At 72.4% G+C, this 25,881-nt stretch carries 22 protein-coding genes; 4 read left to right on the forward strand and 18 right to left on the reverse strand.

Translation table 11 applies throughout. The annotated features are described in order from the left end of the window. Positions 1-206: 206 nt before the first annotated feature. The 15 genes from secA to N538_RS0109935 form a co-directional block, all read right to left on the reverse strand. Positions 207-3,020, reverse strand: a complete 2,814-nt coding sequence (gene secA, locus N538_RS0109865; RefSeq protein ID WP_028637172.1) for a preprotein translocase subunit SecA — start codon at positions 3,018-3,020, stop codon at positions 207-209. A 37-nt stretch (positions 3,021-3,057) separates the two neighbouring features. Further along, on the reverse strand, positions 3,058-4,266 hold the full coding sequence (locus N538_RS0109870) for a winged helix-turn-helix domain-containing protein (RefSeq protein WP_051549107.1): 1,209 nt from the start codon (positions 4,264-4,266) through the stop codon (positions 3,058-3,060). An 82-nt stretch (positions 4,267-4,348) separates the two neighbouring features. After that, positions 4,349-5,032, reverse strand: coding sequence for a response regulator (locus tag N538_RS0109875; RefSeq protein WP_231496187.1), 684 nt, complete (start codon positions 5,030-5,032; stop codon positions 4,349-4,351). A 114-nt stretch (positions 5,033-5,146) separates the two neighbouring features. Next, positions 5,147-5,767 (reverse strand): ribosome hibernation-promoting factor, HPF/YfiA family, encoded by a 621-nt coding sequence (gene hpf, locus N538_RS0109880; RefSeq protein WP_028637175.1) that lies wholly within the window; start codon positions 5,765-5,767, stop codon positions 5,147-5,149. 337 nt (positions 5,768-6,104) lie between these two features. Then, on the reverse strand, positions 6,105-6,815 hold the full coding sequence (locus N538_RS0109885; protein WP_051549111.1) for a ComF family protein: 711 nt from the start codon (positions 6,813-6,815) through the stop codon (positions 6,105-6,107). A 57-nt stretch (positions 6,816-6,872) separates the two neighbouring features. Beyond that, positions 6,873-8,621 (reverse strand): LpqB family beta-propeller domain-containing protein, encoded by a 1,749-nt coding sequence (locus N538_RS0109890; protein ID WP_028637177.1) that lies wholly within the window; start codon positions 8,619-8,621, stop codon positions 6,873-6,875. Further along, positions 8,618-10,249 (reverse strand): MtrAB system histidine kinase MtrB, encoded by a 1,632-nt coding sequence (mtrB, locus tag N538_RS0109895; RefSeq protein ID WP_028637178.1) that lies wholly within the window; start codon positions 10,247-10,249, stop codon positions 8,618-8,620. The genes N538_RS0109890 and mtrB overlap by 4 nt, the downstream gene beginning before the upstream one ends. A 9-nt stretch (positions 10,250-10,258) precedes the next feature. After that, positions 10,259-10,984 (reverse strand): MtrAB system response regulator MtrA, encoded by a 726-nt coding sequence (gene mtrA, locus N538_RS0109900; protein ID WP_051549113.1) that lies wholly within the window; start codon positions 10,982-10,984, stop codon positions 10,259-10,261. Positions 10,985-11,020: 36 nt separating this feature from the next. Beyond that, positions 11,021-12,448: an adenosylhomocysteinase gene (ahcY, locus tag N538_RS0109905; protein ID WP_028637180.1), complete on the reverse strand. Its 1,428-nt coding sequence runs from the start codon at positions 12,446-12,448 to the stop codon at positions 11,021-11,023. 55 nt (positions 12,449-12,503) lie between these two features. Continuing rightward, a complete protein-coding gene (locus N538_RS0109910) occupies positions 12,504-13,445 on the reverse strand; it encodes a DUF808 domain-containing protein (RefSeq protein WP_028637181.1) in 942 nt (313 codons plus the stop codon). A gap of 10 nt (positions 13,446-13,455) precedes the next feature. Beyond that, positions 13,456-14,547 carry an acyltransferase family protein gene (locus N538_RS24725; protein ID WP_051549115.1) on the reverse strand — a complete coding sequence of 364 codons (1,092 nt, stop codon included), beginning with the start codon at positions 14,545-14,547 and terminating at the stop codon, positions 13,456-13,458. Positions 14,548-14,576: 29 nt separating this feature from the next. Continuing rightward, positions 14,577-15,608 (reverse strand): SIS domain-containing protein, encoded by a 1,032-nt coding sequence (locus N538_RS0109920; RefSeq protein WP_028637182.1) that lies wholly within the window; start codon positions 15,606-15,608, stop codon positions 14,577-14,579. Positions 15,609-15,610: 2 nt separating this feature from the next. Continuing rightward, positions 15,611-15,775, reverse strand: a complete 165-nt coding sequence (locus tag N538_RS27930; protein ID WP_081790395.1) for a Trm112 family protein — start codon at positions 15,773-15,775, stop codon at positions 15,611-15,613. After that, on the reverse strand, positions 15,772-17,142 hold the full coding sequence (locus tag N538_RS0109930; RefSeq protein WP_028637183.1) for a phosphomannomutase/phosphoglucomutase: 1,371 nt from the start codon (positions 17,140-17,142) through the stop codon (positions 15,772-15,774). Before N538_RS0109930 ends, N538_RS27930 begins: the two co-directional genes overlap by 4 nt. 23 nt (positions 17,143-17,165) lie before the next feature. Further along, the gene (locus N538_RS0109935) at positions 17,166-17,525 is read right to left on the reverse strand and encodes a DUF3499 domain-containing protein (RefSeq protein WP_028637184.1); all 360 of its coding nucleotides are present in this window, start codon (positions 17,523-17,525) and stop codon (positions 17,166-17,168) included. A 49-nt stretch (positions 17,526-17,574) separates the two neighbouring features. Between N538_RS0109935 and N538_RS0109940 the strand changes: the two genes are divergently transcribed. Next, positions 17,575-18,000, forward strand: a complete 426-nt coding sequence (locus tag N538_RS0109940) for a metallopeptidase family protein (protein WP_028637185.1) — start codon at positions 17,575-17,577, stop codon at positions 17,998-18,000. A 36-nt stretch (positions 18,001-18,036) separates the two neighbouring features. Next, positions 18,037-19,077, forward strand: a complete 1,041-nt coding sequence (locus N538_RS0109945) for an NAD-dependent epimerase/dehydratase family protein (protein ID WP_028637186.1) — start codon at positions 18,037-18,039, stop codon at positions 19,075-19,077. A 6-nt stretch (positions 19,078-19,083) separates the two neighbouring features. Here N538_RS0109945 and N538_RS0109950 read toward each other — a convergent pair whose 3' ends face one another. From N538_RS0109950 to N538_RS0109960, 3 genes are all read right to left on the reverse strand, one after another. Next, positions 19,084-20,475 carry a DUF5719 family protein gene (locus N538_RS0109950; protein ID WP_028637187.1) on the reverse strand — a complete coding sequence of 464 codons (1,392 nt, stop codon included), beginning with the start codon at positions 20,473-20,475 and terminating at the stop codon, positions 19,084-19,086. Continuing rightward, positions 20,472-23,324 carry a glycosyltransferase family 2 protein gene (locus tag N538_RS24730; protein ID WP_051549116.1) on the reverse strand — a complete coding sequence of 951 codons (2,853 nt, stop codon included), beginning with the start codon at positions 23,322-23,324 and terminating at the stop codon, positions 20,472-20,474. The genes N538_RS0109950 and N538_RS24730 overlap by 4 nt, the downstream gene beginning before the upstream one ends. A 136-nt stretch (positions 23,325-23,460) precedes the next feature. Continuing rightward, a complete protein-coding gene (locus N538_RS0109960; protein ID WP_028637188.1) occupies positions 23,461-23,715 on the reverse strand; it encodes a WhiB family transcriptional regulator in 255 nt (84 codons plus the stop codon). A gap of 202 nt (positions 23,716-23,917) precedes the next feature. On the opposite strand from N538_RS0109960, the gene cofD reads away from it, so the two are divergent. Together cofD and N538_RS0109970 are read left to right on the forward strand one after the other, a co-directional pair. Then, positions 23,918-24,916, forward strand: a complete 999-nt coding sequence (gene cofD / locus N538_RS0109965) for a 2-phospho-L-lactate transferase (protein WP_028637189.1) — start codon at positions 23,918-23,920, stop codon at positions 24,914-24,916. Continuing rightward, a complete protein-coding gene (locus tag N538_RS0109970) occupies positions 24,913-25,875 on the forward strand; it encodes a coenzyme F420-0:L-glutamate ligase (protein ID WP_028637190.1) in 963 nt (320 codons plus the stop codon). Before cofD ends, N538_RS0109970 begins: the two co-directional genes overlap by 4 nt. Positions 25,876-25,881 lie beyond the last annotated feature (6 nt).

Genomic DNA, 25,881 nt, shown 5'->3' on the forward strand with positions numbered 1-25,881 from the left:
CGCGACGGCGCGTATCGAGACCCGGTCGACATCGCTGACGACGGGATCTCGATACGCTCGCTGGCGCTCGCTACTCGATCAACGAACGGCTCCGCCACGCGCGGTCGAGCCCGCCGCGACGGCGCTCGCTACTCGATCAACGAACGGCTACGCCACGCGCGGTCGAGCCCGCCGCGACGGCGCTCGCCACCCGATGAAACGAACGGCTACGACACGCGCGCCGTCAGGCCGGTCGGTCCGCCGGGGCGGCCGTGGCACTGCTTGAACTTCTTGCCGGAGCCGCAGGGGCACTTGTCGTTGCGACCGACGCCGGCGAACTCGTCGTCCTCCGTGGAGACGCCACCCCGGACCTCGGCCTCGCCGTCCTCGCTGGGCGCGGAGTAGGAGAGGTTCTGAGGAGCCGCCGGCCGCGAGAGGCCCTTGGCCTTGATCTGCACACCGTCGCGCGGCTGGTCGCCGGACGGCACCGGCTGCCGCATCGGCTCGAGGACCTCGACCTCCTCCTCGACCTCTTCCTCCTCCGCCTCGACCTGGACGTCGAGGTTGAACAGGAAGCCGACCGACTCCTCCTTGATGCCTTCCATCATGGAGGCGAACATGTCGAAGCCCTCGCGCTGGTACTCGACCAGCGGGTCGCGCTGCGAGTACGCCCGCAGGTAGATGCCTTCGCGGAGGTAGTCCATCTCGTAGAGGTGCTCGCGCCACTTGCGGTCGAGCACCGAGAGAACGACGCGACGCTCCAGCTCGCGCATCACCGTGTCGCCGATCTCGGCCTCACGGCGGGCGTAGGCCTCCAGCGCGTCCTGCTGGAGCAGCTCGATCAGCTCGCCGCGGTCGAGGTTCGCACGACCGCCGGCCTCCTTCTCGAGCACGCGCCAGTCGTGACCCACGGGGTAGATCTGGCCCAGTGCGGTCCAGAGCGCGTCGAGGTCCCACTGCTCGGGGAACTCCTCGGTGGCCGCGGTGACGTACGACGCCACCGTGTCCGCGATGAACCCGTGGATCTGGTCCTGGAGGTCCTTGCCCTCGAGGACCTCCCGGCGCTCGGCGTAGATCACCTTGCGCTGGCGGTCCATCACGTCGTCGTACTTGAGGACGTTCTTGCGGGACTCGAAGTTCTGCGACTCGACCTGGCCCTGGGCGTTGGCGATCGCGCTGGTGACCCGCTTGTTCTCGATCGGGACGTCGTCCGGGATCTTGAGGACCTGGAGCACCCGGTCGACCCAGTCGGACTTGAACAGTCGCATCAGCTCGTCCTGAAGCGACAGGTAGAACCGGGACTCGCCCGGGTCGCCCTGGCGGCCGGAACGACCACGGAGCTGGTTGTCGATGCGGCGCGACTCGTGCCGCTCGGTGCCGACCACGTACAGGCCGCCGAACTCGCGGACCTCGTCGTGCTCGTTCGCGACCTGCGCCTTGAGCCGCTCGACCGCGGCGGGCCACTCGGCCTCGTACTCCTCGGCGGTCTCACCGGCCGGCTCGAGGCCGCGCTTGCGCAGCTCGAGGTCGGCGAGGAACTCCACCGAGCCACCGAGCATGATGTCGGTGCCTCGACCGGCCATGTTCGTGGCGACCGTGACCGCGCCCCGGTGGCCGGCCATCGCGACGATCTTCGCCTCGTCGGCGTGCACCTTGGCGTTGAGGACCGTGTGCGGGATGCCGCGCTTCTTCAGCTTGCCGGAGAGGTGCTCGGACTTCTCGACGGACACGGTGCCGACCAGCACCGGCTGGCCCTTCTCGTGCCGCTCGGCGATGTCCTCGACGACCGCTTCGTACTTCGCCTCCTCGGTCCGGTAGACGAGGTCGGGCTGGTCCATGCGGGCCATCGGCTTGTTGGTCGGGATCGGGACCACGCCGAGCTCGTAGATCTTGTCGAACTCCGAGGCCTCGGTCATGGCCGTACCGGTCATGCCCGAGAGCTTGTCGTACATGCGGAAGTAGTTCTGGAGCGTGATCGTGGCGAGGGTCTGGTACTCCTCGCGGACCTCCACGCCCTCCTTGGCCTCGATCGCCTGGTGCAGGCCGTCGTTGTAGCGGCGCCCGGCCAGCATCCGGCCGGTGTGCTCGTCCACGATCAGGACCTCGCCGTCGATGACGACGTACTCCTTGTCGTTGTGGAAAAGCTCCTTGGCCTTGATGGAGTTGTGCATGAACGAGATCAGCGGGGTGTTCACCGAGTCGTAGAGGTTCTCGATGCCGAGGTGGTCCTCCACCTTGGTGATGCCGGGCTCGAGGACGGAGATCGTCCGCTTCTTCTCGTCGACCTCGTAGTCCTCGTCACGGACCAGGGTCCGCGAGATCCGCGCGAACTCGTCGTACCACTTGACCTCGTCCTGGGTCGGGCCGCTGATGATGAGCGGGGTCCGCGCCTCGTCGATCAGGATCGAGTCGACCTCGTCCACGATCGCGAAGCTGTGGCCGCGCTGGACGCACTCCTCGATGGACCCGGCCATGTTGTCGCGCAGGTAGTCGAAGCCGAGCTCGTTGTTGGTCCCGTAGGTGATGTCGCAGCCGTAGGCGACGCGCCGCTCGTCGGGGCGCATCTCGGGCAGGATCACGCCGACCGTCAGCCCCAGGAAGTGGTGGATCCGGCCCATCATCTCGGACTGGAACTTGGCCAGGTAGTCGTTGACCGTGACCACGTGGACGCCCTTGCCCTCGAGGGCGTTGAGGTACGCCGGCATCGTGGACACCAGCGTCTTGCCCTCACCGGTCTTCATCTCGGCGATGTTGCCGAGGTGCAGGGCGGCACCACCCATCACCTGGACGTCGAAGTGGCGCTGGCCGATCACCCGGCGGGCGGCCTCGCGGACGGTGGCGAAGGCCTCCGGCATGATGTCGTCGAGGGACTCGCCGTTCGCGAGACGCTCCTTGAACTCCGCGGTCATCGCCTGGAGCTCGGCGTCGCTCATCGCGACGAAGTCGTCCTCGATGGCGTTGACCGCCTGTGCGATGGCCTCGAGCTGGCGCAGGATCTTGCCCTCGCCGATGCGGAGGATTCTGTCGAGAATGGCAGGCACGTGAGTCGGACTCCCTGAAGTGGTTGGCGCCGCCACTCTACCGAGCGGCGGAAGCCTCCCCTAACCGCGGCGCCAGGCCGCCCCGCGGCTCGACCGTGACCGAGGCGAGACCGAGCCAGCCCGCGAGCTGGCGCAGCTCGGCCCCGAGCTCCTCGGCGGTGTCCTCGGGGGCACCGGCCTCGGCGTACGCCGCCTTGACGACCAGCCGCCCGGCGCCGCCGTCGAACTGCCGGTCGGCCTTGAGGTCGACCCGCGCGACGATGGCGTCGCGGAGCAGGAACGGGAGCACGTAGTAGCCGTGCACGCGCTTCTCCGCCGGCACGTAGATCTCGATCCGGTAGTGGAAGTCGAACAACGCCTCGGTGCGCGCCCGCTCCCAGACGACCGGGTCGAACGGGCTGAGCAGGGCGCGGGCGTCGATCCGCCGCGGCAGGCGGGCGTCCGCGTGCAGGTAGGCGGGGCGCTTCCAGCCGTCGACCGTCACCGGCACCAGCTCGCCCTCCTCCACGAGCTCCGCGACGGCGGCCGCGGTGTCCGCCACCGACATCCGGTAGTAGTCGCGCAGGTCCTGGACGGTCGCGACACCGTGCGACCGGGCCGCCCGGCGCACCAGCTCCCGGTTGGCGTCGGCGAGGCTCGGGGTGGGCTGCGCGAGGACGTCGGCCGGGATCACCCGCTCGGGGAGGTCGTAGCGGATCTCGAACTGCCCGTTGCGGCCGGCGATGGCGACGTCGCCGGTCATGTAGAGGTAGTCGAGCGCCTTCCGCGTCCCGGACCAGTTCCAGCCCCAGTTGCCCTTGTCCCGGGGGGTGCCGTCGTCGAGGTCGCGAGCGGTGGTCGCGCCCCGGGCGGCCACCTCGGCGAGCACCCGGGCGGCGAGCACCTCGTCGACGTCGCGCCACCACTTGCCCTTGCGCTCGCGGTACGACGCCATCCGGTGCTGCATGACCGGCCACAGCTCGACCGGCATGTACGCCTGCACGTGCGCCCAGTACTCGACGATCCGGCGCGGCCGCCGCTCCGCGGCGCGGCGGAGCATGTCCACGTCGTAAGGCCCCATCCGCGAGTACAGCGGCATGTAGTGGGCGCGCTGCAGCACGTTGACGGAGTCCACCTGCAGCACGCCGGTGCGCTCGAGGGTCCGCTGGAACGTGCGCATGGTCGGCACCGTGTGCCGCGGGTCGAGGAAGCCCTGGGCGGCGAGCGCGACCCGGCGCGCCTGGGCGTTCGAGAGGCGATCAAGCACGGCCGAACTCAACCACGAGTCGCCGACACCCGTGCTGTCAGGGAGACCAGGGGGCGACCCCGTGCAACCCTGCTCCCGCCCCCTAGGGCAGCTCGAGCAGCTTCTCGCGGACGGCGTACATGACGGCCTCCATGCGGGAGTGGAGCTGGAGCTTCTCGAGGATGTTGCGCACGTGGTTCTTGACCGTGTTCTCGCTGATGTAGAGCTCTTTGGCGATCTCGCGGTTGTTCATGCCCTTGGCGACCAGCCGGAGCACCTCGAGCTCACGGTCGGTGAGCCGCAGGCCGGGCACGTGGTCGCGCTCGGGGCGCGACATCTGCTTGAACTCGTCGATCAGCTTGACGGCCATCGACGGGCTGATCAGCGACTGGCCGTCGGCGACCACCCGGACGGCCTGCGCGACCTCCTCGATCGAGGAGTCCTTGAGCAGGTAGCCGGACGCCCCGCTCTTCACGGCCTCGTAGAGGTCGGCCTCCTCGTCGGAGACGGTCAGCATGATGATCTTGGTGGTCGGGACGGCGTCCTTGATGGCCAGGCAGGCCTCGATGCCCGAGCGCTTCGGCATCCGGATGTCGAGGAGCACGACGTCCGGCGCCGCGCTGGACGCGAGGGACGTCCCCTCGATGCCGTCGCCGGCCTCCCCGACGACCTCGATGCCGGGCTCGATGGCCAGCAGCATCGTCAGGCCGCGCCGGAACAGCTCCTGGTCGTCGACGACGAGGACCCGGATGGGCTCTCGCTCGGCGTCGGTCGTCTGGTCGGCCACGAGAGGCATCATGACACGATCGGGCCGCCAAAGGGTGCTGCGCGGGTGGTGGAAAACACCGGTGGGATGGCCCGAAGGGGCCATCCCACCAGCGAGGTCGAGCGCGGAGTGCGGTCAGTCGGCGTCGCCGAGGTCCAGCGAGATCACGCCGTAGTCGTAGCCGCGCCGCCGGTAGACGACCGACGGGCGCTCGTTCTCCTTGTCCACGAACAGGTAGAAGTCGTGGCCGACGAGCTCCATCTCGTACAACGCCTGGTCGAGCGTCATCGGCGCTGCGGCGTGGGTCTTCTCGCGCACCACGAGCGGTCCGTCCCCGGTGACGTCGATCGGCCCGACCTGGCGCTCGGTCGTCACCGGCTCCGCCTCGTCGATGACCTCGTCCGCCGTGGGGGCGAGGGCCTGGCCCACCGAGACAGGCGTGCGGCGGCCCCGGTGCACCCGGCGCCGGTCGGCGGCTCGGCGCATCTGCTCCGCCATCTTGTCCACCGCGAGGTCGAGCGCCGCCATCTTGTCGGCGGCACACGCCTCGGCACGGATCACCGGTCCCTTGGAGAGTGCGGTCAGCTCGAGGCGTACGGCGCGGTCGGCCTGACGGGGGTTCTTCTCGCACTCGACCTCCACGTTCACGCGGATGATCCGATGGTCGTGCTTCTCCAGCCTCGTCAGCTTGTCCTCCACATGGCCGCGGAACCTGTCCGACAGCTCGCAGTGACGTCCGGTGACCACAACTTCCATGTGAACCTCCAGTTGCACGGTTGGTCTCGCGTGTTCAGCTGCTGCTCAGGGCAGGCAGAGGAGTCCGTCCGGCCGACCTGGTCTTCGACCCCACAATCGCCTGCTGAGGCTTCCGCGGCTTCTCTGCCACTACTGGCCTTCTCCCGGACGACGCCGCATCTGACGGCGTGGACGGGGCAGGACTTACCACTAAGCCGCACCGTGATCCCGCGCTCAGAGCGCGGTTACGTGGACCGTTTCGCCTGCGACTGGCATCGGCTTGCCGACGCGGGACCGGGGCTTGCCCGGATCCCTCGACGACGCAACCACGGACCCGGACGGACTCCATACAAAGACGTTAGTCGCTCGCCGGGGCGGGCGAAAGGGCGGGTCCCGCCGAGATCCTCCGGGTGGCCGCGACAGCCGCGATCGCGCCCACCGACAGCCCGACGGACTCCAGCGCGCGCTGCGCCTCCCGCGCGGTGGCACCACTGGTGATCACGTCGTCGCACACGATCAGCCGGGCTCGCGGGCGGGTGCGGGCCAGGCGGCGCAGCCCGGCCGACGGGACGTGCAGCGAGCCCGCGAGGTTGGCCGCGCGCTGCCCGGCGTCCAGGCCGGCCTGGTCGACCAGGCCCGCCCGCGTGCGCAGCAGGGGTACGGCGGGGGCGTGCAGGAGCCGGGCCGCCCGCGCGGTCACGGACCGGGTCGGGTCGTGACCGCGCGCCCGCACGACCGCCGGTCGCGACGGGACCGGCACGAGCACGATCGGGCCGTCGAGCCCGGCCGTCTCGACGGCCGTGGCCAGCAGCCGCGCGAGCGGCCGGGCGAGGGCCAGGACCCGGTGCTCCTTGTGCGCGAGGACCATCGCACGGACGGTCCCGGTGTACTCGTCCGCCGCCCACGGGGGCGCCAGGCCGGCCGGGGTCGGCGTCGGCCACGCCGGGCGACCGGTCGTCGGCAGCGCGGCGGCACAGCAGGCGCAGAGCACCCGCCCGGGCCGCTCGCAGCCGACGCAGTGGCCGCCGAGCAGGAGGTCGAGGGCCCCGTCGAGGACGTCGAGCAGCACCCGCCGATGCCAGCACCCCGGGAGCCCCGGTTCAACCGCCCGGGACCGCCCTGTGGATCAGCCGACGTAGACGATGGCCCGGATCGGGTCGTCGAACGTGATCGAGTGGGGGTCCGCGCTGACGACGACCAGCCCGCGGCGGGTGGTGCCGTAGATCGGCTCGTCGCCCACCGGTGAGCCCGCCAGGCCGAGCACCCGGCCCTCGACGTCGGTGGCGGTGGCGTCGGGTCCGATCGGCGCGCCGTCGACGGAGGCGGGCGCGACCTCGGATCGGGTCGGCGTGAGCGGGTTGAGCACCGCCAGGCTGGCGCTGGTGCGCCAGGAGATGTCGCGGACCGGCAGGCTCACGTCGTCTCCGACCGTGATCGGCTGGGCCGGCAGGGCCCCGAGCACGTCGCCCGCCCCGTTGTGCTCGATCCGGCTCATCATCAGCACGTCCCGGCCCGCGCGACGCACCACCGCGACGAGGCGGGTGCTGTCGCGCGAGACGAGGAACATCCGCACCCGCTCGCCGGTGAGGCCCGGGATCCGCAACGGGACGGCGCCGGCCGCGCCGGGGTCGACGTGGAAGACGCGGGCGCCGCGCGCGGTGCGGTCCACCAGCCACATCCGGTCGGAGAAGTCCCAGGCCGGGCGCAGGAAGTCGGTCCCGGTGGCGACCGTGCGCACCTTGCCCGCGCCGGCGTCCGCCAGGGGCGCGGCGAGCACCGTCGTACCGCCCTCGGTCACGCCGGCCGAACGGTTCGCCCCGAGGTCGACGCCGACCGACCGGAGGTCGTAGGACCGGTTCCCGAACGGTCCGTCCACCCGGCCCAGCGCGGCCGGGGTGCCGGACACGAGCCGTCCCGCACGACTGAGGCCGTAGAGCAGCGGGCTCGACTGGAAGCCGGCCGGGTCGTACTCGGCGCCACCGTCGACCCGGTAGGAGCTCACCCCGCCGGGCAACGGCACGGGAGCGCCACCCACCGAGAGGCGGATGCTCTTCACCTTCGGCTCCTGGCGCAGGGTCCAGGCGAACTGCGCCATCATCAGGTCGACGGTGTTCGCCGAGAGCTGCCCGGCGTCACCGGTGAGGAGCACGTCGGCGACGCCTTCGTCGGAGACCGTCACGCCGACGGCCACGTCCAGACCGCGCGGGATGAAGGTCTGGGCGACCCGCTGCAGGCCGGACCCCGGCCCCATCAGCAACGCCTCGGTCAGGCTGGTGGCCAGCTGGTCGCCGGTCGGCACGAAGACCGGCTCGGGCTCGAGGATCGAGGCGGTCGGGTCGAAGAAGTAGAGCGAGACCGGCCGGTAGCGGTCGGCGAACCAGTTCTCGGGCACGATCAGGGCGTTCGGCGCGTCGTCGATGCGCCACTCGCCGTCGGCGCGCACCATCGACAGCGTGACCGTGCGCTGCCGCGGCGGGAGCGCCCCCAGCCAGGCACCCCGGGCGTCCAGGTGGTTCGCAGTGGTGAGCCGCACGGTGACCTCACCACCGACGTCGCGAGGCGTCGGCGGCGCGCCGTACGTGATGGTCTGGTGCTGCGGGTTCCAGGCCGCGGCCGCGTCGGTCGTCAGGTACTCCTTGGCGGTCGCCAGGTCCAACGGCCACTTCTGCATCGCGTTGACGAAGCCCCGCGCGACCTCGGTGCGCGACCAGCCCGGCTGCGGCGGCAGCGGGTCGATGAACGCCGCACCCTGCGCGGAGACCGGGTCACCCTGGGCCCGCGTCGTCACGACCGGACCGTCGTTCGGCATGCCGACGCAGCCGACCAGCGCGAGACTGGTCACGAGCACGAGCAACGCGGCGAGCGGGCGCCTCACGAGACCGGCTCCGCGATGTCGGTCGGGACGAGCGGCAGCGGGCTGTGCCGCAGCACACCGCCGACCCGGCGCGGGAGCGTGAGGCGGAACTGCGCCCCCTCCCCCGGCCGGCCCCACGCCTGGAGCCAGCCACCGTGGAGGTGGGTGTCCTCGAGCGCGATCGAGAGGCCGAGCCCGGTGCCGCCGCTGGTGCGGGCGCGCGCCGGGTCGGCGCGCCAGAACCGGTTGAACACCATCGACGCCTCGCCGGGAGCCAGCCCGACGCCGTTGTCGCGGACCGCGATCGCCGCGGCGTGCTCGTCGCCCGCGACGTGCACGACGATCGCGTCGGGGCCGTCCGCGGCCGCGTGGTCGATCGCGTTGGTGACGAGGTTGCGGACGATCCGCTCCACCCGGCGTACGTCGGCCTGGGCCAGGCAGGCGTGGTCGGGTGCCTGCACCACCACCTGCACGCCGCGCTGCTGCGCGAGGGGTCGGGTGGCATCGACGATGCGATGGGCGACGTCGACCAGGTTCACGTCGTCCAGCTCGAGCACGGCGGCGCCCGCGTCGAAGCGGCTGATCTCGAGCAGGTCCGCGAGCAGCGTCTCGAACCGGTCGAGCTCGGTCTGCAGGAGCTCCGCCGCGCGCGCGGTGGCGGGATCGAAGTCGTCGCGGGCGTCGTGCAGGACGTCGCCGGCCATCCGCACCGTCGTCAGCGGCGTGCGCAGCTCGTGGGAGACGTCGGAGACGAAGCGGCGCTGCACCCGGCTGAGCTCCTCGAGCTGGCGGATCTGGCGCTGCAGGTTGCTGGCCATCTGGTTGAAGGAGGTGGCCAGACGGGCGAGGTCGTCCTCGCCGGACACCTTGAGGCGCTCCTGGAGCTGGCCGGCCGCGAGCCGCTCGGCGACCCGGCGGGCCATCCGGATCGGCGTCACCACCTGCCGGGTCACCAGCCAGGTCATGCCCGCGACCAGCACGAGCAGCAGCGTGGCCGCGGCCAGCAGGGCCCGGGTGACCAGTGCCAGCGTCTCCTCCTGCTCGTCGAGCGGGAAGAGGTAGTAGAGCGTGTAGGTCTCGGCGTCGGCGGGGAGCTGCACCTGGGAGCCGACCACGATGCCGGGCTTCTCGGTGGTGACGCCGTCCTCGGTGCTGTGGATGGTCGTGTACGTCCACGCCGTGCTCGACGCGTCCTCGTCGAAGTGCCGCTCCAGTGACACCGGCACGCTCGAGGTGTCCAGGCCGGGCGTGAAGTTCGCGCCACCGTCGGAGATCCGGCTGCCCGGCAGCGCCGGGCCGACCAGCACGACCGAGAAGCCGCGGGTCTCGCCGCGCTGGATCAGGATGCCGGCCAGTCCCTGCTGCTGCTGCACGGCGTCGTTGCCGGTCTGCCGCGACGCCTCGAGCAGGTCACGCGCACCGGCGGTCTCGTCGTTCGCCTCCGCGACGACCGCGTCGACCCGGTGGTCGAGCAGGCCCTCCCGGGTCTGCTGGAGCAGGAACCAGCCGACCACGCTGATCACCACGGCGCTCAGCACCACGGTGCTGGCCACGACGCGCGCCTGGATGGAGCGGCGCCAGAAGGTCAGTCCCCGTCGGAGGGCCTGCGGGAGCCTGCGCGAGCCGACCGGGGATCGAAGGTCCAGCATCGGCTCGGCCTACGACGTCCCGGCCTTGTATCCCACGCCCCGGACCGTCACGACGATCTCCGGGTTCTCCGGGTCGTGCTCCACCTTGGAGCGCAGCCGCTGCACGTGCACGTTCACCAGCCGCGTGTCGGCGGCGTGCCGGTAGCCCCACACCTGCTCGAGCAGCACCTCGCGGGTGAAGACCTGCCAGGGCTTGCGGGCCAGGCAGACGAGCAGGTCGAACTCGAGGGGCGTCAGGCTGATGGCGGCGCCGTTCCGCGTGACCCCGTGGCCGGCCACGTCGATGGTGAGGTCGCCGATGGTGAGCGTCTCCGGCGTCGGCGCGTCGAACCGGCGGATCCGGGCCCGGATCCGGGCCACGAGCTCCTTGGGCTTGAACGGCTTCACGACGTAGTCGTCGGCGCCGGACTCGAGCCCGACGACCACGTCGACGGTGTCGCCCTTCGCGGTCAGCATCACGATCGGGACGCCGGACTCGGCCCGGATCTCCTTGCAGACGTCGATGCCGTCCTTGCCGGGCAGCATCAGGTCGAGCAGGACCAGATCCGGGCGGTAGTCGCGGAACTCCTCGATCGCGTGGTCACCGCGCGTGACCATCCGGCTGTCGAAGCCCTCCTGGCGCAGCACGATCGTCAGCATCTCCGCCAGGGACGCGTCGTCGTCGACCACCAGGATGCGGCCCTTGGTCCCCGGGTCGCTGGGTGGCCCCGACGGGGCGCCGACGGACTCGCTCATGTCGTCAATAGTGCCAGCCCGGGGGCGTGGAACCGGTCAGTAGCGGTACTGCTCCGGCTTGTACGGCCCGGCGACGTCGACGCCGAGGTACTTCGCCTGGTCGTCGGTGAGGGTCGTGAGCCGCACGCCGAGGGCGTCGAGGTGCAGGCGGGCGACCTCCTCGTCGAGGTGCTTCGGGAGCACGTAGACGCCGACCGGGTACTCCTCCGGCTTGGTGAAGATCTCCACCTGCGCGAGGACCTGGTTGGTGAAGGAGTTCGACATCACGAACGACGGGTGGCCGGTCGCGTTGCCGAGGTTCATCAGCCGGCCCTCGGAGAGCACGATGATCGAGTTGCCGGTCGGGAAGGTCCAGACGTCGACCTGCGGCTTGACGTTCTTGCGGACCACGCCGTCGTACGACTCGAGGCCGGCCATGTCGATCTCGTTGTCGAAGTGGCCGATGTTGCCGACGATCGCCTGGTGCTTCATCCGGGTCATCTGGTCGACGGTGACGACGTCCTTGTTGCCGGTCGCGGTGATGATGATGTCCGCGGTCGGGAGCACCTCGTCGAGGGTCGAGACCTGGTAGCCGTCCATGGCCGCCTGGAGCGCGCAGATCGGGTCGATCTCGGTGACGATGACGCGGGCGCCCTGGCCGCGCAGCGACTCCGCGCAGCCCTTGCCGACGTCGCCGTAGCCGCACACGACCGCGACCTTGCCGCCGATGAGGACGTCGGTGGCGCGGTTGATGCCGTCGATCAGCGAGTGGCGGCAGCCGTACTTGTTGTCGAACTTCGACTTGGTGACCGAGTCGTTGACGTTGATGGCCGGGAAGAGCAGCGAGCCCTCCTTCATCATCTCGTAGAGACGGTGGACACCGGTCGTGGTCTCCTCGGTGACGCCCTTGATGGAGTTCGCCTTCGGGGTCCAGTACGACGCGTTGGCCGCGAGCTGGTCGTTGAGCACCTCGAAGACGACCTTCTGCTCGTGGCTCGTGGCGGTGGCCGGGTCCGGTGCGGAGCCCGACTTCTCGGCCTGGACGCCGAGGTGCACGAGCATGGTGGCGTCGCCGCCGTCGTCGAGGATCATGTTCGGCTGGTCGTCGCCCCAGTCGAGGATCTGGCGGGTGCACCACCAGTACTCCTCCAGCGACTCGCCCTTCCACGCGAACACCGGGACGCCCTGGGGGTCCTCGACGGTGCCGTGGGGGCCGACCACGATCGCGGCGGCCGCGTGGTCCTGGGTCGAGAAGATGTTGCAGGAGGCCCAGCGCACCTGGGCGCCGAGCGCGACCAGCGTCTCGATGAGGACGGCGGTCTGGATCGTCATGTGCAGCGAGCCCACGATCTTCGCGCCCGCCAGCGGCTTCGCGTCGCCGTACCTCTCGCGCATCGCCATCAGGCCGGGCATCTCGTGCTCGGCGAGCTGGATCTCGGTGCGGCCGTAGTCGGCCAGGGTGGGGTCGGCGACCTTGAAGTCCATGTCTGCTCCTGGTCCAGAGGGGCTGGTGCTGCCTGGAATCCGAGACTAGATCGACCTAGGAGTTTCCGAAGAATCGTCGCCGCACCCTGCCGACGAGCGGCGACACCACGTTGACGACGGGGATCAGCAGCAGTCCGAGCAGGAGTCCGAACGCCGCCGAGAGAGCGGTGTTGACGAGCCACCCCTGGACGCCGTGGTGGACGGCCTCCTCGGCGTGGTGCACGAGGTCGTAGAGCGGGTGCCACCCGAGCTCGTCGAGGCCGTTGAGGACGATGTGTCCGCCCACCCAGAGCATCGCGGCGACGCCCACCACCGAGATGACCGAGAGCAGCCTCGGGGTCCCGACCACCAGGCCCCGCCCGACCTTCTGCGCGACCGACGACGACCGCTGCGCCAGCGAGAGACCGACGTCGTCGAGCTTCACGATGATCGCGACGACGCCGTACACCGCGATCGTGATGACGACCGCGACGACGACGAGGATCGCGAGCCGGGCGAGGAACGCCTGGTCGGCGACCTCGTTGAGCGCGATCACCATGATCTCGGCGGACAGGATCAGGTCGGTGCGGATCGCGCTGGCGACCATCGTCCTCTCGGCGTCCGGGCCGTCCTCGGCGACCGGGTGGTCGTGGTGGTCGTGGCCACGGAGCCGGCCCCACACCTTCTCGGCGCCCTCGAAGCAGAGGTAGGACCCGCCGACCATCAGGATCGGCGTCAGCAGGCCCGGCAGGAACTGGCTGAGCACCAGTGCCACCGGGAGGATGATCAGCAGCTTGTTGCGCAGCGACCCCACCGTGATCTTGCGGATCATCGGCAGCTCGCGGTCGGCGGTCACGCCGTGGACGTACTGTGGCGTCACCGCGGTGTCGTCGACCACCACGCCGGCGGCCTTGGTGGTCGCGCGGCCCGCCGCGGCACCGACGTCGTCGATCGATGCGGCGGCCATCCGCGCCAGTGCTGCGACGTCGTCGAGCAGCGCGAAGAGCCCACCAGCCATGGGGTCGAGCCTATCGGGAGCTCACGGGCTCCTCGGCGGCGGACGACTCGAGCTCGGCCTGCACCTCGGGCTGCACCTGGTCCTTGGCGGCGGTGAGGTCGACGGCCTGCTCGACGTGCCGTTCGGCGTAGCCGAGCGGGTCGACCAGGTCCTTGAGCCGGCGGGCGACGGGGGCGCTCGCGAGCAGCACCGCCAGTGCGACCGCACCGGCCGTCGTGATGCCGAAGGAGAGGATCGCGTGGTCGTCGGACCAGTTGTCGAACCCCGCGTAGTCGGCGCCCTTCACCGCGAAGCCGTGGAACAGGTAGACGACCAGCGTGTAGGCGCCCATGGCGGTGAACCAGCCCCGGATCCGCGGCACGAGCGCGAGGAACGCCCACGCGCCGAGGCAGCCGATCGCGAGCACCAGGCTGCGGGTGAGCAGCGCGTGCAGGTCGTCGGCGTACCCCATCTCGTCGTACCTGGACCGGTAGTAGAGCCACTCGGTGCTGGCCCAGCCGTCGGTCCAGGTCGTCGCGATCCAGATGCCGACCAGCACGGCCACCGCGGCGACCCTGGCCGGTCGCTTCCGCAGCAGCTCGAGCCGCTCGGGAGTCGCCTTGAGACCCATCACGAAGAACGGCAGGAGGCCGAGCACGCGTGCCAGGTCGAGGGTGTCGCCGGCGTACATGCCCGCGACCAGGCTGACCGCCACGGCGGCCACCATGCCGAACGGCAGCGGCTTGAAGACCGGCGTCACCAGCCGCCACAGGAACAGCGCCGAGAGGTACCACATCGGCCAGTGCGGGTCGCGGAACAGGTCGGCGAGCTCCTCGCCGCCGACGTAGATGCGGAACAGCGCGAGCGCGGACTCGAAGAGGAGGTACGGGACGACCACCGTGCGGAACAGCTGCCACATCCGCATCCGGGTCCAGGCGAAGCGCTGGGACAGATAGCCGGTCACGAAGACGAACGCCGGCACGTGCCAGGCGTACAGGAAGTCGTAGAGGTGCTCGTTGACCGCGGTGTCGGGCAGCAGCACCCAGGCGTGCCCGACGACGACCAAGGTCACCAACGCCATCTTGGCGTTGTCGAACCAGGGGTCCCGGGGGGTGGCGGCCACGTCCTCCGGTTACCCGCTGGGCGGTGGGTTCAGTCCTCGACGAAGCCGATCCGGAGATACTCCGCGGCGTAGGTCCCGCTCAGCAGCAGCGAGGCGTACCTGGCCACTTCGGAGGGCGCCTCGGTGGTCACCGTCTCGACCCGTACGCCGTGTGCGACGGCGGCCGCCTGCAGCCGGCCGCGGTGCTCGCGCACGACGGGGTCCTCGGCTCCGTCATCGAGCACGAGCAGCATCGGGCGCAGGTCTCCTGCCGGGTCGGCGAACGGGTCGTCGAAGACGTCGCGGGGGCGGGTGGCCTCGAGGACGGGCAGCAGGTGCTCGGCGTCGCCGGCGAGCGCGGTCCGGCCGCTGGCGCGCCGGATCGACTCGGCGACCCGGCGCGCGGCACGCGCCGCCAGCACCGAGCCGCCCCAGACGAGGGGGTTGGCGTCCGCCAGCGCGATGGCCAGCATCTTCGCCGGGTTGACGGCGAGGTCGCGGTGCGGCGAGCACTCGATCGCGACCTGGTCGAGGGCGTCGGCGACCTGCTCGGCGTCCGCCTCGGGGCCGAGCGAGACGCGGTGCAGGTAGTCCAGGACGATCACCGCCGTCGCGAGCTGGTCCCGCGTGGTGGTCGGGAGGATCGTGCTCCAGCGGCCGGCGGCGTGGTCGGCGACCAGGGACGCGGGCGGGCAGGCCACGATGACCTGGCAGCCGCGGCGGACCGCCTCCGCGACGGCCGAGGCCGTCCCGGTGTCGGCGCCGTCGGGAGCGAGCACCACGACCAGGTCGAGGCTGCCGGCCCAGCCCGGCAGCGCGGGGCCGGGCCAGGCCACGAACGGCACCGGGCACCACGGCTCGAGCACGGCTCGGAGCAGGCGGGAGTCCGGACCCGCGGCGACGACCGCACGTGGCCGGGCGAGCTCCTCGCCCCGGCGTACCGCCTCCGCGGTGGCCTCGCTGGCGTCGCCCGCGTCGCGGCGCACCCGGGCACCGGTCTCCGCGAGCAGCCGGAGCCCGCCGCCGGCGGACTCGAGCACGGCGGCGTCGTCCAGACGGGACTCGTCGAACCAGGTGGCCATGGTCAGTTGGGCTTGCGGGCCTCGTCGACCAGCAGCACCGGGATGTCGTCGCGGACCGGGTAGGCCAGCCCGCACCCGGTGCAGACGAGCTCCTCACCCTCCACGGCGAGGTCCGAGCGGCAGGCCGGGCAGACGATGATCTCCAAAAGCGCGGGGTCGATGTTCATCGGTCACTCCTGATCTCGGCGAGGACGCCGTCTCGGACGCGGGTCATGGTCTGCTCGTCGCGGCCCTCGGCGTTGAGGCGGAGCAGCGGCTCGGTGTTGGACGGTCGGACGTTGAAGGTCCAGTCGGCGTGGCTGACGGTGAGGCCGTCCAGCCGGTCGGTGGTGACGCCGTCGCGGCCGGCGTACGACGCCTCGAGGGCGTCCATGACCGCGGTCTGGTCGGTGACCTCGCTGTTGATCTCGCCCGAGAGCACGTAGCGCTCGAACTCGGCGAGGAGCCCGGACAGCGGGACGTCGGTCTCGGCGAGTGCCGCGAGCGCGTGCAGCGCGGCGAGCATGCCGGAGTCGGCGCGCCAGAAGTCGCGGAAGTAGAAGTGGCCGCTGTGCTCCCCTCCGAAGATCGCCCCGGTCTCGGCCATCGTCGCCTTGATGTAGGAGTGGCCGACGCGGGTGCGGACCGGGTTGCCGCCGAGCTCCGCGACGATCTCCGGCACCGCCCTGCTCGTGATGAGGTTGTGGATCACGGTGGCGCCCGGCTCCTTGCGGAGCTCCCGGGTCGCGATCAGGGCGGTGAGCGTGGACGGCGAGACCAACCCGCCGCGCTCGTCGACGAGGAAGCAGCGGTCGGCGTCGCCGTCGAAGGCCAGGCCGATGTCGGCGCCCTCGGCGAGCACCCGGGCCTGGAGGTCGCGGAGGTTCTCCGGCTCGATCGGGTTGGCCTCGTGGTTCGGGAACGTGCCGTCCAGGTCGAAGTACATCGGCACCAGCTCGACGTCCGGCCCGAGGCGTTCGAACACGGCGGGTCCGGTGTGGCCGGCCATGCCGTTGCCGGCGTCCACCACGACCTTGAGCGGCCGGCCCTTGACGGGCGCGAGCGCGAGCAGGTGTGCGGCGTACGCCTCCAGGACGTCGTGCTCGGAGATGTCGCCGGGGACAGAGGCGATCGGGACCGGGCCGGGCACCAGGTCGCGGATGTCGGCGAGGCCGGTCTCCACGCCGATCGGCTGGGCGTGGCTGCGGCACATCTTGATGCCGTTGTACTGCGCCGGGTTGTGGCTCGCGGTGAACATCGCGCCGGGGTGACCGAGGTGGCCGGAGGCGAAGTAGAGCTGGTCGGTCGACGCGAGGCCGATCAGGACGACGTCCGCGCCCGCTCCGCTCGCGCCCTCGGCGAACGCGCCGGCCATGCCGGGCGAGCTCGGCCGCATGTCGTGGCCGACCACGACCGTCGCGGCGCCGGTGACCCGGACGAACGCCGCGCCCGTCGCCCGGGCCAGGTCCTCGTCGACCTGGTCGGGAACGATGCCGCGGACGTCGTACGCCTTGAAGACCGCGCGCAGGTTCGCCGGGTCGAGGGTGTCGGCCATGGCGCGAGGATAGTGCCGGTGGCTCAGTCGGTGGTGAGGACCCGGAGGTGACCCCGGCGGGCGGTCTCGCGACCGGTCTCCTCGGCGGGGGCGATCCGTGCCTGCGGCGCCGGGCGCCCGGCCTCGCGGACGGCGTCGGCCAGCGCCAGCAGGTCGTCGCTGGAGGGTCCCGGGGCCGCCGTGTCCGTGGCGAGGCGGAGCACCTCCCACCCACGCGGTGCGCTGAGTCGTTCGCTGTGCACCTCGCAGAGGTCGTAGGCGTGCGGCTCCGCGTAGGTCGCCAGCGGTCCGAGGACCGCGGTCTGGTCCGCGTACACGTAGGTCAGCGTGCAGATCGCGGCGCGGCCGCAGGCCGTGCGCGAACAGCGGCGGGCAGGACTCACGCGGCAGACGGTACCCGCCTCCCCCACCGGTCCCCATTAGGCTCGCGGCGTGGATCGGAAGCGGCCTTCTCGTGACCGGCGCGGGCGCGGGATGCGTGGCCCGGCCGTCCTCCCCCGGGTTCCCGGGCAGCCCGAGCTGCCCACGGCCCGCGAGCGGTTCGACGACCTCGCGCTCGGCATCGTCACCGACATCGACGCGCGCTGGCAGGACCGGCTCGGCCTGGTCGAGTACGCCGTCGAGGACGCGCCGCAGATCCCCGACGACTGGGCGTCCGGGACGGTGCCGCTCTCCTCGCTCGTGCGCGGCTCCGGCACCACCCCCACCCGGCTGGTGCTGTTCCGGCGTCCGATCGAGCACCGCTGCGAGACCCGCGAGGACCTCGAGGCGATGGTGCTGACCGTGGTCGTCGAGCAGGTGGCCGAGCTGCTGGGCATCGACGCCGACCAGGTCGACCCGAGGTACGAGAGCGACTGACCGATTCAACGGCGGGGTGGGTGGGCACCGGGTGGCATGCGGATCGCGGTCACGGGAGCAAGCGGGAACGTCGGGTCGGCGCTGGTGGACCGGCTGGTCGACGACGGCCACGAGGTGGTCGGGATCGTACGGCGACCGCCCGACGACGACCGTCTCGACTGGCACCGGGTCGACCTGACGGACGAGGCGCAGGTGCCGGACCTCGAGCGTTCGGTGCAGGGTGCCGATGCCGTCGTGCACCTGGCCTGGGGGTTCCAGCCCTCGCACCGGATCGACCACCTCCGCGCCCTCGGGGTGGACGGCACGAGGCGGGTGGCGGAGGCCGCCGTGCGCGCCGGCGTACCGCACCTGGTGCACCAGTCCTCGGTCGGCGCCTACTCCCCGCGGCGCGATATGAGCCCGGTGCGGGAGGACCACCCGACGGACGGGGTCGAGTCCTCGCCGTACTCCCGGCACAAGGCCGCCGCCGAGAAGCTCCTCGACGAGTACGACGGCCGCCTGACGGTCACCCGGATGCGGCCGGGCATCATCGGGCAGCGGCGCGCCGCCGGCGGCCTGCTCCGGTACGCCGTGCCGCTGCTCGTGCCGGGGCGGCTGCTGACCTGGCTGCCGGTGCTGCCCCTCGACGACGTCGTGCAGCTGTCGATGGTGCACGCCGACGACGTGGCGGACGCGATCGCGCGGGTGCTGGACCGGAAGACGGGCGGCGCGTTCAACCTCACGGCCGGCTCCGTCGACGCCGACGAGATCGCCGACGTGCTCGGCGCGCGGCGGGTCGCGGTGCCGATGCCGGTGCTCCGCGCGGCCGCCAGCGCGACCTGGCACCTGCGGCTCCAGCAGGTCGACCCCGGCTGGGTCGACCTGGCCCGCCACGCCCCGGTGATCGACGCGTCAAGGGCCGGGCAGGAGCTCGGCTGGACGCCCCGGAGGTCCGCGCGCGAGGTGCTCGAGGAGGTCGTCGACAGCATGGTCCACGGCGACGCCGGCGACAGCGCCGCGCTCCGCCGCCGCACGGTCCCGCGCGAGATCGGCAGCCTGCTCCGCCGCGGTCCGGTCAGCCGCCGGGTCCGGCCGTAGGGAGGCCTACGGAAGGCCGGGGCGCACGGCCGGCACCAGCCCGTTCATGGCGGGCACGGTGAGCGGTACGGCCGCAGCGCCGTCGTCGGTGATCAGCACGGCGCCGCTGATCGTGGTCCCCGTCGGCGTGACGGTCACCAGCTCGGCCCCGGCCGGGAGCGCGACCGTGATGCCGTGGTCGGGGCTGACGTCCACCTTCACGTCGTGCAGCTCCTCACCGGAGGCGGTGCGGGCGACGACGTCGACGGTCCCGGCGCCGGCGGCACCCGCGAGCAGCAGGGTGCGCTCCTCCCCCTTGGTCCCCGCCGGCAGCAGGACGGTCGACGGGCCGTCGACGACCGGGCCCGGTACGGCGTGCGAGAGGTCGCCCTCGGCGTATGAGCGCAGCGAGGCGGTGACCGGCTCGTTGGCGGTGACCAGCAGCCCGGTGACGTCGCCCTTCTTCACGATGTCCGCGAGCGCGGCGGACAGGTTGAGCTTGCCCGCGCTCTCCGGGGGGATGCGCAGGTCGGGCACGCCCTTGGGCGTGAAGACCGACTCCTCCGTCACGACCTGGATCGTGGCGCGGACCTCGTCGGAGCCGCCGTTGGCGACCACGAGGGCACGCCGCGCGTCGGATCCCGGAGCGATGCCGAGGAGCAGGTTCGCGGTCGCGGGATCGGCCTGCGCGGTCAGCCAGTCCTGCGTGGTCCGCCCGCGGCCGAGCGGGTCGTACCGGTCCAGGATCGTGGCGCCGACCCGGCCGCGGGCGGCGACCACCTCGAGCGCGAGCTCGTCGCGCCGCGGGACGATCGAGGAGAGGTCGAGCCGGACACTGCTGCCGCCGGTCACGGAGATGCCGCGCAGCCGCGGCGCGTCGACAACGCCGTGCCGGCCGTAGACCGTGACGTCGGCGACCGCGGTGCCGGAGTCGGGGTTCGTGAGCTCGAGGATCGAGGTGTGGGCGGCTCCCGCGCCGACCCCGGTGAACCAGGAGTGCGCCGCCGGCGGGACACAGCTCGCGACCGCGGGCTGGTCGGTGCCGAACCGTGCCGCGACCAGGCCGGGTGCGGTGTCGTCCTCGCCGTACACCGCGACCGGCCCGTCGCCGGCGTCGAGCGACGTCGTCCTGCCGGAGGCGACCTGGGCCTCCTTCTTGTCCGAGCCGAGGCCGACCTGGACCGGCCCGTCGACGCCCTCGGCGGCACTGGAGATCGACACCGCCGAGGAGCCCGACGGGCACACCACGGTCGAGCGGGTGAGCGCGGTCAGCGCCGGCGCCGCCGCGGTGTCAGCGGGCTCGGACGGGCGGACGAGCAGCAGCGCGAGGGCGCAGACGACCGGCAGTACGACCGCCAGCAGCGTCGTCAGGTTCAGCCTGGAGGTGGCCCGGCGACCTGCGGGTGCGGAGTGGCTCATGACGACCGCCTCCGGTTCGCGGTGGGCAGGCAGAGGACCAGCACCACGAGGATCGCGACGCCCTGGACGATGAGCAGCGCGACCCGCAGCCACGACGTCGGCCCGTCGAGGCCGGACGCGTCGAGCCGCCGGTCCACCTGCCAGGCCCGGGTCGACCGGTCGGCCGCGCTCGCCTGCACGAGACCTGCGGCGGCGTCGAGGACCGCGGCCACATCGCCGTCGGCGGGCGACGGGAGCACGACGTACTCGATGCCGTTCCTGCCGAGCTCGTCGACGACCGCGGGGGTGGGCCGCGAGACCAGCTCACGCACGGTGCCGGTGAACGCGGTGTCCTCGGCGGTCAGGTTGAGGACCTCGTCCTCGCCGAGCGTCACGCCGTCACCGCGGCGCACGGTGTAGCTGAGGCCGTCGTCGACGCTGCCGCGGACGACGAGGATGCCGTGCTCGGGGCCCTCCTCCGAGCTCTGCACCATGTAGACCGGGATGTCGCTGTCGATGCCCTCGTCGATGGCGTTGTCCGACCCGACGACCCACCATCCCAGCGTGCCGAGGGGTACGGCGGCCGCGCCGACGGCCACGACCGCGGCGACCACCCGCCGCCAGGAGAGCAGCTCGCGCGTCGCCCCGACGGCGCCGAGGACGGCCGCGACCAGGAACGCCCCCTGCAGCACCACGACGAGGGCGCCGAGCCCGGTCTCGGCGGTCGTCGCGGCGAGGTCGAGCGAGAACGCGCCCAGCAGCACAGCCACGAGCGCCGCGACCAGGACGACCACCCAGCAGACCAGCACCGGGATCCGGGTCGCGCGCGGCAGCAGTGCGAGGAGGGCGAAGAGGGCGAGGACGGCGCCGAGCCACCACGGTGCGCCCAGATCGCCGAGCCGGCCGGTGGCCAGGTCGAGCCCGTCGATGCTGGGCGCCGGCAGCCGCCCGATGTCGAGCAGCAGCGCGGCACCCGCCCGGCGCTGGAGGGCGGGGACCCACCACGGCGCCAGCAGCAGCGGCACCAGGCCGACGGCCGCGGCGGGCGGACCCCACACGGACCGGTCCCGGCCCGCGCCGCGGACGATGAGGAAGGCCGCCACGACCACGACCAGCCCGAGGACGACCGCGAACAGCCACAGCACCGGCGCGAAGGCCGTCGCGAGGGCGAGCAGCAGCCCGGTCCGCCACGCGGCCCGCCACCGCCGGTCCGCGTCGGGGTCGGCGAAGCCGAGCGCCGCGTGGGCGAGCCACGGCAGCAGCGCCGCAACGACCACCACGCCCAGCCGGCCGTCCCCCCAGGCCCCGCACGCGACCGGCACCAGCGCCCAGGTCGTCGCGCCCCAGAGCAGCACCCAGCGCGGCGCACCGGCCGAGGTCACCAGCCGGCCGACGACGCGCAGGAACCGCCAGGCACCCCACACGCCCAGTGGCACCGCGAGCAGGAGGACGACCGAGACCGCGGCGCCGGGACTGCCGCCGAGCAGCGTCGCCAGCAGCGCGAGCGGGAGGAGGTACGCCGGGGCAGGGACCGCGGTGCCCGTGCCCAGCGGGTGCCAGGTCTCGCCGTACAGGCGCCACCAGTCCGAGACGACCGACGGTGCCGGCGACAGGCCGCCGCCGGCCACCGAGTCGAGCACGCCGCGGGCACCGACCAGCGCGACCACGACGAACAGCGTGATCGCGAGAGCGATCGGGTTCGTCACGAACCGGACCACCCAGCCGGTGTCCTCGAGGAGGTCGTCCTCGTCGGAGCGCGGGCGGGTGAGCGTGCTGGCGGGGGCGTGCTCGGCGGCGGCGATGCGACGCCGCTCCGCCACGTCCTGCGCCTGGTTGGTCGCGGCCGCGACGAGGTCGCCGAGGAAGTCGAGCCCGTGCCGGTACGGCACCCACCACGGCGCCAGCAGCGACCGCGCGTGCTCCTCCGCCACCGCACCCTTCTCCCGACGCGCACGGCGCGCGGCCCGGATCTCGCCGGGGTGGGCGTAGATGTTGAGCAGCGCCGCGAGGTCGTCGAGTGCCTCGCCGACCGAGCGGACGACGAGGAACCCGACCATCCGCAGGAGGGTGCCGAAGAAGAGGCGCACCGCCAGCCACGGCAGCGACCGCCGTCGGGCGTTGGCGAGCAGGGTGAACAGCGCGGCCCGGCGCTCCTGGTAGTGGGTGTGCCGGCCGGTCAGCGGGGTACGCCGGACTCCGCGGTGCGCGGCCTCGGCGTGGAACACGACCGCCTGCGGTACGACGAGGGTGCGGTGCCCGGCGGCCGCCGCGCGCCAGCCGAAGTCCAGGTCGTTGCCGAACATCGGCAGCTGCCGGTCGAAGCCACCGAGCTCCTCGAGGACCGTGCGGCGCACCAGCATGCCCGCGGTGTTCACCGCGAGCACCTCGCGGACCTCGTCGTGCTGGCCCTGGTCGTACTCGCCGCGCTCGAGACCGGTCTCGCGCCGGCCGGTGCCGGAGATGGTGACGCCGAGCTCGAGCAGTCGCTTCAGCGAGGGCCACTCGCGCAGCTTCGGGCCCAGCACGTCGGCGGCAGGGTCGGCCGCGGCGGCCTCGAGCAGCGCGGCGAGCGCATCCGGCGCGGGGTTGGCGTCGTCGTGCAGGAGCCAGATCCACTCGCTGGTGGACCCCTGCTCACGCAGCCGCTCGAGGCCCAGGTCCACGGCGGCCGGGAAGGAGGTGGAGCTCGGCGCGCTGAGCACGGCGCCGAAGGCGCGCTCGACGAGCTCGGCGCTCTCGTCCTTGCTGCCGGTGTCGATCCCGAGGACCGCATCGACCGGCGTGGTCTGGGCGGTCAGGCCGTCGATGACGGCGGGCAGCCAGCGACTGCCGTCGTGACTGACGAGCAGCGCCGTGACCGAGGAAACCACGGGCCAGACCCTAACGGCCGGGCCCTGAGCAGGATCCGGGGGAGCAGGATCCGGGGGAGCAGGATCCGGGGAGCCGTCTCGGCGGGGTGCCCCTCCCCCGGGGCACCCCCACCGCGTCAGACGAGTCGGACCGAGGTCAGACGGCGCGCTTCTTCAGCTTGCGGCGCTCTCGCTCGGAGAGACCGCCCCAGATGCCGAAGCGCTCGTCGTTGCCCAGCGCGTACTCGAGGCAGTCGTCTCGCACCTCGCACGTCAGGCAGACCTTCTTGGCCTCCCGCGTCGATCCTCCCTTCTCAGGGAAGAACGCCTCGGGATCGGTCTGTGCGCAGAGCGCACGTTCCTGCCAACCCGCTTCCTCGGCGTCCCCGTCGAGGAGAAATAGTTCTCTCACGGCTTTGCCCTTTCGACCCGGTACTGCTCCCACATCCCCGTTCCCCCCGCGGCCCCGTCGGCGACGGGTCCGGATCCCGCGAAGGAATCGCGAACGACACTGTGGGAATTACATGCCTGTCGTACCCCGAAAGTCAACCCCGGATCTGCTATGGCGAAGACCGGCGAAACGCTGCGCGGACCCCGTGCGGCAAGGTATCCGCATGCGAAACCTCACGGTGCTCTCCGGTGGGATGGGTGGCGCCCGGTTCCTCCAGGGTCTCCTGCACGGCATCGAGCGCGGTCTGCTGCCCGGGGTCGAGCGCGACGCGACGGTCACCGTGGTCGCGAACACCGCGGACGACCTGTGGGTCCACGGACTCAAGGTGTGCCCCGATCTCGACACGGTGATGTACACCCTCGGCGACGGCATCGATGCCGAGCGCGGGTGGGGCCGCCGCGACGAGACATGGAGCGTCAAGGAGGACCTGGCGGCGTACGGCGTGGAGCCGTCGTGGTTCGGCCTGGGCGACCGGGACATCGCGACCCACCTGGTGCGCACCCAGATGCTGGACGCCGGCTACGCGCTCTCCGAGGTGACCGCCGCCCTCTGCCGGCGCTGGCAGCCGGGCGTCCGGCTGCTGCCGATGACCGACGACCGGGTCGAGACCCACGTCGCGATCGCCGACGCGGACTCGCCCAGCGGGCGCCGGGTCGTGCACTTCCAGGAGTACTGGGTGCGGCTGCGCGCCGCGGTGCCGGCCGAGGCCGTGGTGTTCGTCGGGCTGGACGACGCCACGCCGGCGCCGGGGGTCATCGACGCGATCACGGACGCCGAGCTCGTCGTCCTTCCGCCGTCGAACCCGGTCGTCTCGATCGGCACCATCCTCGGCGTGCCGCGGGTCCGCGAGGCGCTGGTCGCCACGTCCGCGCCCGTCGTCGGCCTCTCCCCCATCGTCGGCGGCACCCACGTGCGCGGGATGGCCGAGCAGATGCTGAACGCGATCGAGGTCGAGGTCAGCGCCGCCGGCGTGGGCCTGCACTACGGCAGCCGGGCGGACGGCGGGGTCCTGGACGGCTGGCTGGTCGACGAGACCGACCGGGACCAGGTCGACCGGGTGGTCGCGGGTGGGCTGCCGTGCCGCGCGGTCCCGCTGATGATGACCGACGTCGGCGCCACCGCCGCGATGGCCGCCGCCGCCGTGGAGCTGGTCGCTCGATGAACCGTGTCGAGGTGCTCGCACCCGACGGCGTCGGCGAGGTGCGGCCCGGCACCGACCTGGTCGAGCTGCTGGTCCCCCTGCTCGCGCTGGTCGACGGCGACGTCCTGGTGATCACCAGCAAGGTGGTCAGCAAGGCCGAGCGCCGGGTGGTCCGCGGCACCCGTGAGGAGGCGCTGGCGGGTGAGACCGTGCGCGTGGTCGCCCGCCGCGGTCCCACGACGATCGTGCGCAACCGGCTCGGCCTGACCATGGCCGCGGCCGGCATCGACAACTCGAACGTGCCCGCCGGCTCGATCGCGCTGCTGCCGGTCGACCCCGACGCCTCCGCGCGCCGGGTCCGCACCGACGTACGGCGCCGCACCGGCCGCAACGTGGCCGTGGTCGTGACCGACACGGCCGGACGGGCGTGGCGGGAGGGCCAGACCGACATCGCGATCGGCGCCGCCGGGCTCGTCGTCGCCCAGGAGTACGCCGGCCGCACGGATGCGCACGGCAACGAGCTGGCGGTGACGCTGCCGGCCGTCGCGGACGAGATCGCCGGCATGGCGGACCTCGCCCAGGGCAAGCTCGCCGGACGCCCGTTCGCGGTCGTCCGCGGCCGGGCCGACCTGGTGCTGCCGGCCGACCAGGACGGCCCCGGCGCCGCGGCGCTGGTCCGCGCCGAGGGCGGCGACCTGTTCGGGTACGGCGCCCGCGAGGCCGTCGTCCGCGCCCTCAAGGGTGTCGCCGCGGACCGGGCGCCGTTCGGCGCCCCCGCCCCGGCCGACGAGTTCGCCGCGGCGATCAGCGACGTCCTCGGCCTGGTCCCGTCGCACTCGACGGGCGACGGCGGAACGCTGCTGGTGACGGTCCCGAAGGGCCTGGCGCGCCCGCTGGGTGCCCTCGCGTTCGCGCACGGCTGGGAGCTCGTGCAGTCGGATTCGCCGAGCGATGCCCGGTTGCGACCGGTCCGCCCGTAGACTCTG

Origin of the sequence: Nocardioides sp. URHA0032 (genome assembly GCF_000620645.1) — a bacterium.
In the GTDB taxonomy this organism is placed as follows: domain Bacteria; phylum Actinomycetota; class Actinomycetes; order Propionibacteriales; family Nocardioidaceae; genus Nocardioides.